10 protein-coding genes and 1 tRNA gene are annotated in these 15,224 nt (G+C 70.2%); 4 read left to right on the plus strand and 7 right to left on the minus strand.

The window, feature by feature from the left end; all coding sequences use genetic code 11:
* Positions 1-195: 195 nt before the first annotated feature.
* Both ACI79I_RS13340 and ACI79I_RS13345 read left to right on the plus strand, forming a co-directional pair.
* Entirely contained in the window at positions 196-735 is a 540-nt protein-coding gene (locus ACI79I_RS13340) for an OsmC family protein (protein WP_456992819.1), read from the plus strand.
* Between the two features lie 169 nt (positions 736-904).
* Complete coding sequence (locus tag ACI79I_RS13345; RefSeq protein ID WP_456992820.1) at positions 905-1,465, plus strand: site-specific integrase; 561 nt, start codon at positions 905-907, stop codon at positions 1,463-1,465.
* A 73-nt stretch (positions 1,466-1,538) separates the two neighbouring features.
* On the opposite strand, the gene ACI79I_RS13350 is transcribed toward ACI79I_RS13345, so the two are convergent.
* The 5 genes from ACI79I_RS13350 to ACI79I_RS13370 all read right to left on the minus strand — a co-directional run bounded on the left by ACI79I_RS13350 (position 1,539) and on the right by ACI79I_RS13370 (position 8,686).
* A tRNA-Lys gene (locus ACI79I_RS13350) sits at positions 1,539-1,611 on the minus strand.
* A gap of 120 nt (positions 1,612-1,731) precedes the next feature.
* Entirely contained in the window at positions 1,732-2,856 is a 1,125-nt protein-coding gene (locus ACI79I_RS13355; RefSeq protein WP_456992821.1) for a restriction system modified-DNA reader domain-containing protein, read from the minus strand.
* A gap of 24 nt (positions 2,857-2,880) precedes the next feature.
* Positions 2,881-4,374 carry an N-6 DNA methylase gene (locus ACI79I_RS13360; protein ID WP_456992822.1) on the minus strand — a complete coding sequence of 498 codons (1,494 nt, stop codon included), beginning with the start codon at positions 4,372-4,374 and terminating at the stop codon, positions 2,881-2,883.
* Entirely contained in the window at positions 4,371-5,852 is a 1,482-nt protein-coding gene (locus ACI79I_RS13365; protein WP_456992823.1) for a hypothetical protein, read from the minus strand. Before ACI79I_RS13365 ends, ACI79I_RS13360 begins: the two co-directional genes overlap by 4 nt.
* Positions 5,849-8,686 carry a type I restriction endonuclease subunit R gene (locus ACI79I_RS13370; RefSeq protein ID WP_456992824.1) on the minus strand — a complete coding sequence of 946 codons (2,838 nt, stop codon included), beginning with the start codon at positions 8,684-8,686 and terminating at the stop codon, positions 5,849-5,851. The genes ACI79I_RS13365 and ACI79I_RS13370 overlap by 4 nt, the downstream gene beginning before the upstream one ends.
* Positions 8,687-9,069: 383 nt before the next feature.
* Here ACI79I_RS13370 and ACI79I_RS13375 point away from each other — a divergent pair, with 383 nt between their 5' ends.
* Both ACI79I_RS13375 and ACI79I_RS13380 read left to right on the plus strand, forming a co-directional pair.
* A complete protein-coding gene (locus ACI79I_RS13375) occupies positions 9,070-10,404 on the plus strand; it encodes a hypothetical protein (RefSeq protein ID WP_456992825.1) in 1,335 nt (444 codons plus the stop codon).
* 143 nt (positions 10,405-10,547) lie between these two features.
* Complete coding sequence (locus ACI79I_RS13380; protein ID WP_456992826.1) at positions 10,548-11,729, plus strand: GTPase family protein; 1,182 nt, start codon at positions 10,548-10,550, stop codon at positions 11,727-11,729.
* A gap of 83 nt (positions 11,730-11,812) precedes the next feature.
* On the opposite strand, the gene ACI79I_RS13385 is transcribed toward ACI79I_RS13380, so the two are convergent.
* Positions 11,813-13,015 (minus strand): hypothetical protein, encoded by a 1,203-nt coding sequence (locus ACI79I_RS13385; RefSeq protein ID WP_456992827.1) that lies wholly within the window; start codon positions 13,013-13,015, stop codon positions 11,813-11,815.
* A 184-nt stretch (positions 13,016-13,199) separates the two neighbouring features.
* Positions 13,200-15,125, minus strand: a complete 1,926-nt coding sequence (locus ACI79I_RS13390; protein WP_456992828.1) for a hypothetical protein — start codon at positions 15,123-15,125, stop codon at positions 13,200-13,202.
* Between the last annotated feature and the right edge of the window lie 99 nt (positions 15,126-15,224).

Genomic DNA, 15,224 nt, shown 5'->3' on the forward strand with positions numbered 1-15,224 from the left:
GTCCACCAGGGTGCGCCAACGTCCGTATGTCCTGCGGGAGGGGAACGGTGCGTGGTGGGCTGAACCAACTAGTGCTGCAACGGCGCTGAGACCCGAGCCCCCGAGGATGATGGGCGCCTTGTGGCCGCAGGACATCGCGAGGACGCTCATTGTGGCTCGTGGCGATGCCTCGCCAGCCAGGTCAAAGGGGGAAAGATGTCAACAGACGCCGCAATCACCACTGCAGCCGAACGCAACGGCATGCTGAGCCGTGTTGTCGACGATGTCGCCGCCACCATCGCGGGCGACGCGGGGAACGCCGTCGTGACATTCCGGGCCACTGGTCACGGGTTGGAAACTGTTGGTACCGAGCTGCGAATCGGTCGGCATACCGTCCAGCAGGACGAGCCGACAGTGTTCGCCGGGACCGACGCGGCGCCAAACCCTGTTGAATACGCCCTGGCCGCCTTGCTGTCGTGTCAGCTCGTGACCTACCGGTTCTGGGCCGCAAAACTGGGCGTGCCGATCGAGGACATCCGGGCGACCGTTGACGGCGACCTTGACCTCCGCGGCTTTCTTGGCCTCGACGAACAGGTACGGCCCGGATACGGCGAGGTCCGAGTCAGGGTGGCCGTTCGAGGTCCCGCAGCTCCGGAGCGGTATCAGGAACTGGCTGCGGCGGTGAATGAGCACTGCCCTACTCTCGACATCTTCCGGAACTCAACGCCGGTTCGAACTGAGCTGGTCGTCCACTGACGTCTGCGTTCCCCTTTTTTGCGGACGATCGAAGAAGGATAGGAGACAATTACCCTTGGCCTGTCTCGGCCTACACCCAGAGGTTGTGGTCGTGTCCCCAGGTGGGCCGGTTAGGGCGGACGCGGTACTGGTCGACTAGGCGCAGCCGTTCTGGCGGCACCGTCGGCAGGTGCTTCCCGACGCCCCAGTCGTAGCCCTGGCCCCGGGACTACGCCAGGGCGAGGCCCTGGGCCTGACCTGGGACGCAGTGGACCTCGATGCCAGCACCCTGACCGTGCGCCAGGCGCTCCAGCGGCAGCCCGGCAGGGGGCTGGTCTTCGTGCAGCCGAAGTCTCGAGCCGGGCGGAGAACGATCGCACTTCCGGGGCCACTGCGTGACGCGCTCCGGGCACACCGGACGGCTCAGCTTGCTGAGCGGATGGTGGCCGGCTCGCAGTGGCAGGACAACGACCTCGTGTTCTGCCAAGAGAACGGCCAGCCGATCGACCCGCGGAGCGACCACCGCGCCTGGCGCGCCCTCCTGGCAGACGCGAAGGTGCCACAGGCGCGACTGCACGACGCCCGGCACACCGCGGCGACGCTGCTCCTGCAGCAAGGTGTCCCGGCGCGGGTGGCGATGGAGATGCTCGGTCACTCGCAGATCAGCCTGACCCTCGGCACCCACTCGCACGTCGCCCCCGAGCTGGCAGAGGACGCCGCTCGACGCATGGGGGAGGCACTGTGGGGCTGAGTGGCCACCACAGTGGCACCAGGGGTGGGACCTCCACACCGTTAGAGCGCACAAAAGGCCAGGTCAGACGAGGTGGGCCCCGTGGGGATCGAACCCACAACCCGCGGATTAAAAGTCCGCTGCTCTGCCAGTTGAGCTAGAGGCCCGGTGGGTGCAGAGAACCCTCCAGGTGACGCACCACACAACGCGTGAGACAACTGGAGGCGTTTGCGGCCCGGTCTGAGGCTAGCGCGCCGTCGGCGCGGCCATCGGGGCCGGACCGACTGCTACGCGGATGAGACCGCCCGGCGTCGGAGGTCCTTCAGCTTCACCGACTGGCCGGTGCGGGGATCGCGCACGCGCCAGAAGTCCCAACCGTCGGTCGACAGCGTGGACTCCGGGGTGCCTGGTCCTGAGACGGCGACCTTGACCGCCCGGCCGGCGCTCGACAGCGACCGGAAGGGCTCGCCGCCGTAGCGGACGCTGCCGTCGGCGAGGAGCTCGGCGGTGTGCCGTCGCCCCATGTAGTCGCCCTCCAGCGTCGCCCCGACGGTCAGCAGACCGACGGCCAGAAGGTCCGGGATCCCGAGCTTCCGCTCGTCTGCGCTGACCCGCGGCTTCGTCGGCCGGGAAGTAGTCCTACGGCCCGTTCCAGCTCGATCTGACGCCGTGGAGTCCGTGGTCAGGTCGTCGACCTCCTCGGCGGTGATGACCGGCGCCGCGCCCGGCGTCGACGCCGACGTAGCCGACGGGAAGTCGAAGGTCGCCCGTGCGCGCATCAGGCTCGACCGCACGTCGGCACGGCTCAGCTGCGGCACGCGCTTGGCCACCAGGTTCACGACGTCCTGCGCCGGCTCGGCGTCGGAGAACATCTCCGCCAGTGCGGCGTTGACCTGGCGGTCGACGAAGAACCCCCGCCAGAGCTCCTCAATGCGGTTGTCCCGCATGTTGTCCTTGCTCAGCAGGGTGAGCAGGTCCGCAGCAGCGTCGACGTCCTCGACCCGGACAGCGCGGAACAGCTTCTGCTCGACGGGCACCGGGGCGTGGGCGTTGAACACCCGCCACTCCGCGCCGTCGGTGAGCGCCACCCACTCCACTCCGGCGACGGCCGCGTAGCTGATGGTCTGGTTGGCCCAACGCGGGTCATCGAGGTTCTCGCCGAGGCCCTTCGCCTCGATGAACAGCCGTGGGGTGCGCAGCAGCAGCAACGCGTAGTCGACCGGGTTGTCCACGGGCCGGCGCCGGTACTCCCGGTGGACCTCGTCCGGGTCGAGGACGTCCCAGCCGAGCGCCGCGATGATCGGCTCGATCAGGCCGGCCCTCGTGTTGGACTCGCCCACCCGTTGTCGCAGCTGCCGGTAGCGGTCGACCCGCTCCGCGCAGTGCTTCAGCGCGTCGTACAGCTCCCTCATGCCGTCTCCCCGTGGTCCGTTCAGCTACTCGGCCACGGCGTCGGCCTCGAGCGGCTCCGCTCCGAGGCCAACGGCGATCTCGCCGAACTGCTTGAGGATCGCGGCCATCTCCTCCTGGATCTCCGCGATGAGCACCTCCGGCGCGGGCAGGCTGTCAGGGTCCTCCAGGGAGTCGTCCTTGAGCCACGTGATGTCGAGGTTGACCTTGTCCCGGGCGATGAGCTCGTCATAGCTGAACCGGCGGAACCGCTCGGACTCCACCCGCTCCTCCCGCGCACCGGGGCAGTAGGCGGCGACGAACTCATCCAGGTGCGGCCGCCGCAGCGGGTTGGTCTTCATCGTGAAGTGCTGGTTGGTGCGGAAGTCGAAGATCCACATCTCGCGGGTCCACGGCGCCTCGGCGGCCGGCTTCTTGTCGAAGAACAGCACGTTGGCCTTCACGCCGCCGGCGTAGAAGATCCCGGTCGGCAGCCGCAGCATCGTGTGCAGGTCGCACGTCTGCAGCAGTTTGCGGCGGATGGTCTCCCCGGCGCCGCCCTCGAACAGCACGTTGTCCGGCAGTACCACCGCGGCCCGGCCGTGGGTGTCGAGGATGGTGTGGATGTGCTGGACGAAGTTCAGCTGCTTGTTCGACGTGGTCGCCCAGAAGTCGTCGCGGACGATGGTCAGCTGCTCCCGCTCGGTGCCGCCGTCGTCGGTGACCACCAGCGCGGAGGACTTGCGCCCAAAGGGCGGGTTGGCGGCGACGCAGGACCAGCGCCGGCCGGGGTCGGCCTTCAGCGAGTCACCGGTGTGGATGGGGCTGTCTCCGGTGGGTTGGGTGAGGCCGTGCAGGACCATGTTCATCGCGGCCAGCCGGGCGGTGTCGTCGACGAGCTCGTAGCCGGTGGCGAACTCGGTGCGCAGGTGGCGGCGCTCGTCGGGGTCCAGGTGCGGGTGGTGCTCGACGACGTGCTGGTGCGCGGCGAGTAGGAACCCGCCGGTGCCGCACGCGGGGTCGACGACGGTGTCGGCCGGGGTCGGCTGAACGCAGTCCATGATCGCCTGGATGAGCGGCCGCGGCGTGAAGTACTGCCCAGCGCCGTAGCCGCCCTCGGCGACGCCGCGGTCGAGCAGGCCCTCGTAGGCGTCGCCCTTGACGTCCACCTCCAGGCCGGACCAGGTCTCACGGTCGATGAGGTTGACGATGAGGTGCCGCAGCCTCGCCGGATCTTGGATCTTGTTCTGGGCCTTACGGAAGATCTGGCCGAGGATGCCGGGCTGCTGTCCGAGCTCGCGGAGGATGTGGATGTAGTGCGCTTCGAGCTCGTCGCCGCTGCGGGTGAGCAGCGACTCCCAGTCCAGCTCCGCCGGCACCGCCGACGGGCGGTTGTACGGCGGCTTCGACTGCTCGTCGGCCATCTTCAGGAACAGCAGGAACGTCAACTGCTGGACGTAGTCGAGGGTGGAAACGCCGTCGTCGCGCAGCACGTGGCAGTAGGACCACAGCTTCGCGACGAGCTGCTGCGCGTTGGTCATGCGGACTCCTCGACGGGCGGGGCGCCCGCGTCGGCGCGGGCAGCAGGGACGGTGCGCACCCGACGGCGGCGTGCGCTGGAAGGAGCGAGGGCACGGTCCTCGGCGATGCGCTTCAGCAGCAGCTCAGCCGGCTCGTCGCCGCAATCCTGCGTGTCCAGGCCACCGGCGAAGGCTTTGTGGAGCAGCGAGAGCCGCAACACCTGTGTCTTGCGGCGGACGGCGGCGATGTCGTCACGAGCCGCTTTGATGATCGACAAGCGCCGCTGCACTTCGGCCACGATGACCCCCTGGTCCTCGAGCGGGGGCACGGGGACTGGCAGCCGCTTGAGGTTGGTCATGCTCAATGACGCCAGATTGGTGGTCTGCTTGCCGGCCGATTCGAACCAGCGCCGGCCGAACGTATTCCCGTGCCACGACAGCAGACGCGGGTCTAGGACTCCCCCGCGAATGCGACCGCGGAAGACATGATTCTGGTGAATGCAGTCGCGAATCTGCCCTTCCCAAACCCAGCCTCGGCCCAGCTTGTCCCGGTCTCCGCCCTCGTTGAACAGCACGTCTCCAGGGAGTAGGCGCAGCGCATCGGCCTTCGACTTGGACACTCGGATTCGTGCCACCTCGCTCAGGTCCAGATGGCCCTTCTGCACGTTGGCGACGCGCAGGTATGGCACCTCAACGTAGTCAGGATCGTTCTGCTTCTTCGCATCCTTCGTGACGCCACCGGTCACATCGCAGAGCGCACCAAGAGTCGTCCATGTCCATCCGGCAGGTAGTGCAGGCAGGCCTGGCGTGTCCGGCGATGTCACGGTGTCCAACGCTGCAGCGAGGTGAACCGCCGCATGGGCTGCGCCGGTGACACCGGGCACCAACCGACCGAGGACTGCTGCGCGAATGACAGCTTCCTCCAGTTGCTGCAAGTGCCGATGGAGCGCTTCCGCATCCTGAAGCGCGCTGTCGAGATGTGGGAACTGTTGATCCAGCGCCGCGACAATCTGCTTCTGAACTGCCACCGGCGCAATAGGCACCGGGGCTGCCAGTACATCGGCCGGCTTGGCACGCGCGTGGCTGCCCGTGACCGAGGAAACCTGGGCGTTGATCACAGACCTGAAGCCAGGAGCGGAGCACGCGTGTCGCAGGAAGGCAGCCGTTTGGTCACCGGCAGCACCAGCTGGCCGCAGGACAACCCATTCAGGCGATGCAAGCTGCGGTAGCCCCCGATTTGACCCAACGACCCAAACACGATTGATGCGCGGGTTGATCTTGCAGATCAGGAGGTCCCCCGGCTCAACCAGAACCTTCGCGCTGCCAATCTCACGACCCGCCACCACCTCCGGCGACCCGCTAGGGAAGGCAGGCACGCTCCACAGCTCATACACCGCGTCCGGATCCGGCGTCGTGGTACTGGAGATCCGTTCACCAAGCTCGCCCAAAGGCACCCATGCCCAACCCGCGGGCAGGTGACCGCTGCCCCAGCTGCTCATGCGACGAGCACCTGGTTGAGTTCGTCGAGCAGCGACTCGAGCTCGCTGTGAAACACCGCGTAGGCACCTCCGAGGCCGCCGCGTTCAGCGAACGGCGCGTCATCCAGATCGTCGACCGTGACCGTCAGGCTGGAGCCGATGACGTCCCGGATCCGCTCCAGCCACTCCATCTGCTCGCCGGTGAACCGCCGGCCCTGCTGTTCCTGTTGGGCCAGCCAGCCGGCGAACCGCTGGTTGACCGTCTCGGTGTAGGGCACCAGCTCGTTCTCCTGCTCGAGGGCGAACCGGACCAGCGACACCAGGTCGGTGAGGATGCGCTGCCCGCCGCCGTGCACCTTCGAGGCGTCGAGGGCGTCGTAGGCCTCCCACAGCCGCTCCGGGGTCCAGGCGTGTGGCGGCTTGCTGATCGCGTTGGCCAGCTCCTTGACCTGCCGGAAGGTGACCCGCCGCTTGAAGGGGACGCCGTAGAGCGCCTGCAGCGCGGTGAGCTCGTCGCGGTGCTCGTCCAGCCACGCGCGGAAGTCCGCGGCGGTCTGCCGGGCGCGGTCGGTGGCGTCGGTGGAGAAGCCGGCCTCGACGACCTCGTCCTTGCTGAACTCGTCGATCAGCTGCTCGGAGGCCTTCTTCAGCGCCGACAGCTTCGCCCGCAGGTCGGGGTCCGACAGCGGTTCCAGCGCGGTGCGGATGAGCTGCTCCTGCGCGGCGGCGATCTCCTCACCGGTCGGCTCTCCCCGCTCGCCGCGCCGGCGGCGGGCGGCCTGCGCGGCCGCCAGAGCCCGGTCGGGGTTCACCGCGGCGACCAGGTCGTGCGCGAGCTGCCGGACGGTAAGCCCGCCGCTGACCTGCTCGACCTCGACCCGGTCCTCGTCGGTGAGCTGCTTGTCCAGCCGGGTGAGCCGGGAGCCGAGAGAGGAGGCGAGGTCGGCGGTGGCGACACCGTTGGCGGCCTGCTGCAGCAGCGTGTCAAAGCCGACCTGCTTGGCGCGCTCGAGCGGGGTGGTCTCGTTCAGCTCGGTCTCGGTGACGCCGACGGCGTCGACGAGGACGAAGTGCGTCTTGCCTGGCGCGTCGGGGGTGACCGCGCGGAAGTCGGCGTCGTTGATGACGCGCACGCCGCGACCCTTCATCTGCTCGAAGAAGTTCCGGCTCTTGACGGTGCGCAGGAACATGACGCACTCGAGCGGCTTGATGTCGGTGCCGGTGGCGATCATGTCGACGGTCACCGCGATGCGCGGGTTGTAGCTGTTCCGAAAGTCCGCCAAGAGCTCCTCGGGCTTCTTGCCGGTGGTCCGGTAGGTGATCTTCACGGCGAACTCGTTGGGCTTGTCGAACTCCTCGCGGATCACCTTCACGATCCGGTCGGCGTGCGCGTCGTCCTTCGCGAAGATCAGCGTCTTGGGTACCTCGCGGCGGCCGGGGAAGATCTCGGTGAACAGCCGGTCGCGGAAGGTCCGCACGATGGTGCGCAGCTGGTCTTCGGCGACGACGTCGCGGTCGAGCTGCTGCGCGGTGTAGACGTAGTCGTCCTCGAGGGCGACCAGCCGGGTCTGGCCGGAGAGCCGGTCACGGAACTGCACGACGGTCTCGCCGTCGGCCTCGACCACCGAGCCCGCGGTGCCGATCCGGGTGCGGATCCGGTAGACCTCGAAGTCGACGTTGACCTGGTCGGCGACGGCCTGCTCGTGGGTGTAGGAGAACACCAGGTTCTGGGCGAAGAAGCCGAGCGTCTGCTTCGACGGGGTGGCGGTGAGGCCGACCAGGTGCGCGTCGAAGTACTCCAGCACCTGCCGCCACTGCCCGTAGATGGACCGGTGGCACTCGTCGACCAGCAGCAGGTCGAAGGCCTCGACCGGCACGGCCGGGTGGTAGTCGACGGTGGGGATGTCGTCGGGGTTCAGGTCCTCGATGGAGGTCTCGTCGAGTTCGGGATCGAGGTCGGCCTCGCCGCGAAGGATGGAGTACAGGCGCTGGATGGTGGTGATCACCACCTGGGCGGCTGGGTCGATCTTGTTCGAGGTGAGCAGTTGGACCTGGTACAGGTCGGTGAACTTGCGGCCGGTGTCCGGGGTGATGAAGGTCTGGAACTCGCGCAGCGTCTGCCGGCCGAGGTTGCCGCGGTCGACGAGGAAGCACACGCGCTGCGCGCCGGCGTACTTCAGCAGCCGGTAGGCCTGCGCAGCGGCCATGTAGGTCTTGCCGGCGCCGGTGGCCATCTGCACCAGCGCGCGGGGGCGGTCGTGCCGCAGCGAGGTCTCCAGGTCGATGATCGCGTCGTACTGGGCCGGGCGCAGGCCGATGCGGTCCAGCGGCGGCAGGTGGCGCAGGCCGCCGCGGAAGGTGGCGGTCGCCGGCATCTGGGTGAACCGCTGCACCCAGCGGGCCAGGGTCTCTGGGCGGTGGAACCAGTGCACCTCGCGGGAGCGCGCGACCGGGTCGTACCGGTTGGTGAACCGGGTCTCGGCGCCGGTGGACTCGTAGGCGAACGGCAGCGGCCGGCCGGCGGAGGGGATGGCGTAGGGGACGCCGTCGGCGTACTTGGCCGACTGGGTCTCCACGCCGGTCAGCGACGTGCCGACCTTCTTGGCCTCCAGCACCCCGACGGCGGTGCCGTCGACGAACAGCAGGTAGTCGGCGGTGCCGTGGCCGGGGTTGAGGGGGAACTCGCGGACGGCGACGCCGCGGGCGGCGTTGCGGTTGATCGCCCGGTAGTCCTGCACGACCCAGCCGGCGGCGGTGAGCATCTCGTCGATGCGCCGCCGGGCGTGTCCTTCGGGGCCGACGTAGAGGTCGTTGGCCACGGCGGTGAGCACCTCCCCGTTCGAACCGTGGTGCACCGTGCTGTGGACGCAGGCGTGCAGCGGTGAACGCTACCCGTCGCAGTTCCGCTACTCGGTGCGGTCGTCGGAGGGCGTGTCAGCGGCGAGGATCGCGGCGGGCCGGGTTCACCTCCTGTCGTGCCGGTCTGATCCTCGCCGCGGGCACGTCGGGTGCCCGGCGGTGTGCGCTGTGGAGTTGTCGAGGTTCGTCGGGTCGGCCCGGTTGCGGTCAGGCGTCCAGGGAGCCCGTCGGTGAAGGTGCGGTCCCAGCGATGGCCGTCAATCGCGCCGGTTGCCCCGGTTGTCGGGCATCGAGGCCGTGCCGTGGTAGGACGGCGCAGGCACACGGCGAACACGGGGGCATAGGCACATGGCGGTCGACTGCGGGTGCGCGGCCGGGCATGCTCGCTGAGCTGCACGGCAAGTTCGACCCGGCTCATCCCGAGGCCGCCGAGCGCAGCGAGGATCTGCTGACCTCGGCCGTGTTCGGCGCGGTCCGGCATCTGCCGCGGGCGGCGGTGGTGGCGCTGTGCACGGCGATCGGCGTGCCGGTGGATGCGAAGGCGGCGCACGCGGCGCGCATCCAACTGTGGCCGCAGGTGCCGATGCCTCATTGGCCCGGGAAGATCATCGAGCCCGACGTGGTGATCGTCGTCGGCCGCCAGCCGGTCGTGTTCGAGGCGAAGCTGCACTCCCCGTTCGGCCTGTACGCGGACCCGAACGCGCCGGCCGAGCCGCAGTTGCACCAGCTCGCCGTCCAGTACGCCGCGGTGAGCGCCTGGGCGGCCGGCGAGCGGCTGCTGCCACCGGTGATCGTCGCGGTCACCGCGCCGCAGCTGCGGCCGTCCGCTGACCTGGACCGTGCCGCGCAGGACGTCGCCCGGCTGTCCTCGGGGACCGGCGCCGAGGTGTTCCGGTGGTTGCCGTGGTGGCGGCTCGCCGAGGTGCTCAACGACCTGCCGGAGCTGCGTACGCACGAGCGGGCGCTTGTCGGCGACGTGCTCGCCTACATGGAGATGAGAGGGGTGCGCCGGGTGTTCAACGGATTCAAGCCGGAGGACTACTGGCTGATCTCGGCGGCGCAGCGCGTCGCCGGCGAGCGGGTCTACCCGCAGGTGCAGAACTTCGTCGAAGACCTCGCGGCCGTCCTGGACGACGACGACATCGGCTGGTCGCAGCCGAGCTACCGGTCCATGTGGCTGGCGCTGGGGGCCTCCACCAGCAAGCCCACCGACTGGACCCGCGGCTGGCTGGGCGTGCAGTTCTGGCCGAAGGCGTGGCCAAAGCGGCACGGCCGGCTCGGCGCCAACCTGGCCCTCTACGCCCTGTTCGACTTCCTGGACCCGGCCCTGGAGGTCGGCCTGTCCATCCCGGGCCCCGGCGTCGCGGCCGCGCAGGCGCACTGGCCGGACCTGCTGGCCAAGCTGGTCGTGGCGCTGCGGGAGCTGCCGGCGGGCTACGAGCTCGTGGTCGACCCCGGCGACGTCTCCCGCCCGACCCGCGTTCAGGACACCGCCACGGTCGATGAGGACTGGTTCTCCGGCACCATCTCGGTGCTCACCACCACCGCGCATCTGCGCCTGCGGCGCCGCGTGGACCCACTGCAGGCGACGGTGCAGCAGGCCCGGGAGCTGATCCACGGGATGCGCGAGGAGCTGAACGCCATCGGCGACGTGTGGTGGGACGTCGTGCGGGCGGTCGGCTACCTCGCGCCCGACGCTCAGCCGCCGACGTGACTGCGGCAGCGCCCACTGCGCCCACCGCCGAGCGGCTTGACGTAGATGCCCGTCGGGTCAAGTAGCCCACGAAGGACGCCGATGTTGTCTCGGAATGTCCCGACAGGCCCGCGGCCCAACCGCCTGGCCTTGAACGTGAGTGGGTGGCACAGCAGTTGTCTGAGCTGAACGACTTCTCCAACACCTCCGGTGGCTCTGACTTCAAGCACCTCGTGAGCGATGAGATCAAGTCCGCTCTCAAGAAGCTCGGCCGGATCAACCTGCTGCTCGTCGGCAAGACGGGCACCGGCAAGAGCACCCTCGTCAACGCCATCTTCGGCGACGAGGTCGCGAGCACCGGCGTTGGCCGGCCCGTCACCCGAGGCCTGCAGTACTACGAGGTGCCCAACAAGCCGCTCGGTCTGTACGACTCCGAGGGCTTCGAGGTGGGCGAGTCGAGCGACGACCTCCTCGCCCGGCTCCGCGAGATCGTGGACGAGAAGCGGCAGGCCGGGATCAACCGGCAGATCCACGCGGTCTGGTACTGCCTGCGCTGGGCGGACCGCCGATTCGAGGACGGGCAGGCAGCCTTCGTCAAGGAGCTGCAGAACATGGACCTGCCGGTCCTGCTGGTGCTCACCCAGGTACCGATGAACGCGGCGGGCGAGGTGCACCCGGACGCGCAGGCCCTGGCGGAGGACATCGAGGGCCGCAACCTCGGCATCGCGCCGACCGGACGGGTGCTGCTGACCAACGCGGTCGCCGACGACTTCTCGGGCTTGCCGGTCCACGGGCTGCAGGAGTTGCTCGATGCCACCTTTCAGGTCGTCCCGGAGGCAGTTCGCGCAGCGCTGACTGCGGCACAGCAGATCGACCTCGACCGCAAGCACGCCTCGGCCCGCGTGATCATCTACGCCGCCGCGACGGCTGCGGCGGCGGCGGCGGCGGTGCCCATCCCGATCGCCGACACGGCCGCCATCGTGCCCATCCAGGCGGCCATGATCGGCCGGATCTCCTCCATCTACGGCTTCCCCGTGGGCATGCAGACCCTCGCCTCGCTGGCTTCGGCTGCATTCCTTCACCAGGGGGTTTCGGCGCTCGCCAAGATGGCCGTGCGCTCGCTGTTGTCGTGGGTGCCCGGTGTGAACGTGGCCGTCAAGACCGTCCAGGCTGGGGTCGCCTTCGCCTTCACCAGCGCGGTCGGCGAGGCGTGGATCGCCGTCTGTGACTACCTGCAGGACAAGGACGTGGAGAGCATCGCCGGCCTCGTCGACTCGCCGGTCATCCGGGACCTGTTCCTCGACAGCTTCAAGTTCGCGGCCAAGCGGCAGCCCCCCAGGGACTGACTGCTGCGGCCGCGTCAGGCGGCCACGTCAACTGCCCGAGGCGGCGCCGGCTGGCGCCGCCTCGGGCAGTTGCGCTCCGGGGGCTAGTCGACCTCGCGGGGGTCGAGGGCGATCTGGTGGAGGCAGTCGATGCCGGAGTCGCGGCCGAGGACGCCCGCGGCGGCGCGCAGCCGGCCGGTGGTGTCGTAGGCGTGCCGGGCGGCCCAGTGGCGGACGGAGTGCGGGGCGACGTCGTCGCCGGTGATGCCGGCGGCGTCCAGGACGCGGTTGAGGTTGCTGCTGATCGAGGCCTGCGCGTCCTTGTGCTCGGGGTCCTTGCGGCCGGTGTAGGCGACGGTGGCGCCGGCGGGCACGGCGGCGCGCTGCAGCTTCCGCAGGACCCGGGCGGCCTGTGCCCGGCCCCAGGGGGTGAGCGCGACGGTGCGCGCGGCGGCGTCGCGGGTGCCGACGAGCTGCACGTGGGTCGGTGCGGCCAGGTCGTCGAAGTCGGTGCCGCGCACGCAGGGGATCTCGCCGGTGCCGGTACCGGCCTCGGCGAGCGCCCAGGTGATGGTGACCTGGTCGCGGCTGGCCGGGTTCCAGCCGGCGACGGTGAGCCGGCCGGCGACGATCTCGATCTCGGTGAGCGGACGGTCGGGCAGCACGTCGGTCGGCTGCGGCTTCTTGCCGGCGCGGCGGGCCTTCGCGGCCCGGGTGCGCTGCATCTCGGTGAGCCGGAACAGCGGCGGGGCCGGAACCTCGCCGGCGGGACCGCGGCGGCACCGGGCGGCGGCCAGCCACGCCGGGCCGTCGGCGACGTCGGCCGCGCCGGTGGTGGGGCTGCCGAGGTGGTCGAGGGTGAGCCAGGTGACGATCAGCGTCATCCGCCGCCAGTGCTTGTGCTCGAGCGTCGGCTCGCCGTCGAACTTGCCGTTGATGAACCGGGCGGTGCAGGCGGTGTCCACGTCGCGCAGGTCGGTGACCTTGTTGGCGGGCAGCCAGGCGGCGAAGCGGGCCAGGGTGGCGACCGCTGCGTCCAGGCCGTCCTGGGTGGGGAACAGCCCGAGCTCGCGCCACACGGCCGGCAGCAGGGGCAGCAGCTCGGCGGGCGCCAGCGGCTGGTCGGGGTCGGTGCGGTGGCCGGCGGCGACGGTCACGGCCTGGGTGTAGCTGACGGCCGGCAGCGCCGGCAGCGGCTGCGCGGCGGAGGGCGCGCCGGGACGCAGGTCGGCCAGGGTGAACGGGGCGCGGGGCCGCGCCGGCAGCGGGTCGTCGGCGGCGGGCGCAGCGGGCAGCGCGGCGGTCATGGTGGGGTCTCCTCGGCGGGGCCGGAGGCGGTCCCCGGCGGTGTCTTCAGCCTGTTCGAGGAGGGCCCTCTCGCGCGTCGGGCGCAGACCCGGTTTCGGTGTCCCCCCATCGCCCTACACGACGGCCGCGGCCGGGGGCTGCCTCGTGGGCTGCCCCCGGCCGCGGCCGTGTGGGTGGTGCCGGTCAGGCGGCGGTGCGGGCCGGCTTGCGGGTGTTCTTCGGCTTGTGGCCGGCCTCGAGGCCGGCGCCGAGGTGGTGGACGTAGGTGAGCGCGTTGTTCAGCAGCGCCCAGGCCAGCCAGTCCAGCAGCTGGGCGTGGGCGTCGAGGCTCTGCGCGCGGCCCTGGATGTACAGGGTGGCGTTGTAGGTGGAGTTGGCGCCCTCGGTGTCGTTGCGGACGTCGTAGATGGCGTGGAAGGCCTCGGCGTAGGCCTCCGGCAGGATCCGCAGCAGCCGGGTGGCCCGGTTGCGCTGCCGGCGGCCGGACAGGTTGGGGCGCAGCTCGACGTGGTGCACGAAGGGCCCGTGCTCGCAGGGGATGCGGAAGTCCAGCTGCACGTAGGAGCGGTCCTCAGAGTCGCGGAGAAGGGCGGCGCCGACCCGCTCCAGGGGCTCGCGGGTGGTCTTGACCTTCTCTCCGGTGACCTGGTCCTGCCGCCACTCCCACAGCGCGGCGTCGTCGGCGACCAGGGCGTGCTCGCAGACCGTGCCGTCGGGCAGCGCGTGCACGGCCGGGTCGACGTCGAAGCTGACCAGCGTCGCCTTCTGCTTGGCCTTACCCGACGGGGTCAGGAAGGTGCGCTGGCCGACCGGGTCACGGTACTCAGGGCGCTTGAGCACGGTGTCCACCTGGCGCTGGAACTCCGCGCCGCGCAGCCGCTTCTTCTCCGCGGCGGTCCTGATCTCGCGGCCGTCGGCGCGGTGCGTGGCGATCGTCATCTGCTCCGGGGTGTGGTCCGGGAGGCGGGTGCGGTTGGTCGTCCGGGTGGTGGCCTTCTTGCCGGTGTCGGCCTGCGGCGGCTTGTTGACGGTGATGACCCCCTCGGCGAGCAGCTCGTCGATCGGGAAGCCGTCGAACAGGCCGTCGTAGACGAGGAAGTGCAGCGCGTCGCCGACCAGACCCCGGACCTGGCGGACCGCGGGCAGTGCCACCTCCTTCTCCGCGCCGGGCGCCATGCCGGTGAACAGCACCACCCGGCTGTCGGTCAGCTCGGGGTGGCGCCAGTACAGCCCCACCATGTTCAGGCCCTCGCCGGTCTTGCCGTCGGCGGCGGTGTCGGTGAAGACCCGCTGCACCCGCGCCTGGCCGACGGTGGCCCGCGAGCCGTACCGGTGGGTCTCGGTGGTGCCGTCGGCGAAGGTGTCGGTGTACTCCCGCACCCCGGAGTTCGCCTTCTTCGTCGACCCGTCGCCGTGGATGGCGTTGAGCCGGCTGGGGGTCTGCAGGTCGATCTCCTGGTCCGGGAAGCCGCCCAGCGCGCGGACCAGCTCGACGGAGACCACGCCGAGGTGGCGGATGAGCGTCTGCAGCACGGTGGGGTTGGCCGGGTTGTAGACGCCGGTGTCGATCGGCTCGCCCTTGCGGTGCTTGGGCGCCAGATAGGTGTCCCGGAAGTACTCGTAGTGGGCCCAGGTCATCGGCTGCTCGGGCAGCCACACGCCGGTCAGCTGCCAGTACGCCACCCGGAGGCGCAGCCAGTTGAGCGGGCTGCGCAGCTCCGCGTCGACCTGCGTGCCGGCGCGGTAGACGCGCTCCAGCACCGCGTAGATCAGCATCAGCAGTGGCGGGTAGTTCATCTTCCGGCCGCCCTTGCCGGCCGTGGACTTCGGCTTCGGCAGGACCTCGGCGAAGGAGGCCAGCGCCGGCCACTGCAGCACCGCGCAGGCGATGTCGATGAGCGGGGCCGCGGCGCCGCGGATGCGCTCGCCGGCGCGCAGGTTGTCCAGCGCCAGCAGCTCGTACACCGGCATGTGCAGCAGCGCGGACAGCTCGGCCGGCACGTCCTCTGAGAGGGCGATCTGGGCCAGGGACCCCGTCGGACGGAGCGAGGCGACCGGGGTGGCCTCGCCGGTGCCCGGCGCCGTCGTGGGCGACGTCGGGATGTGCATGTGGTGCTCCAGGAACTCGTCGTGTCAGGGACACGGCGACTGGTCCTGGGGGTGGTTGGGCTCGGCAGTAGCCCGGCGAGAGGTGGGCCGGTGGAGCTG

The organism is Geodermatophilus sp. SYSU D01105 (assembly GCF_054050095.1).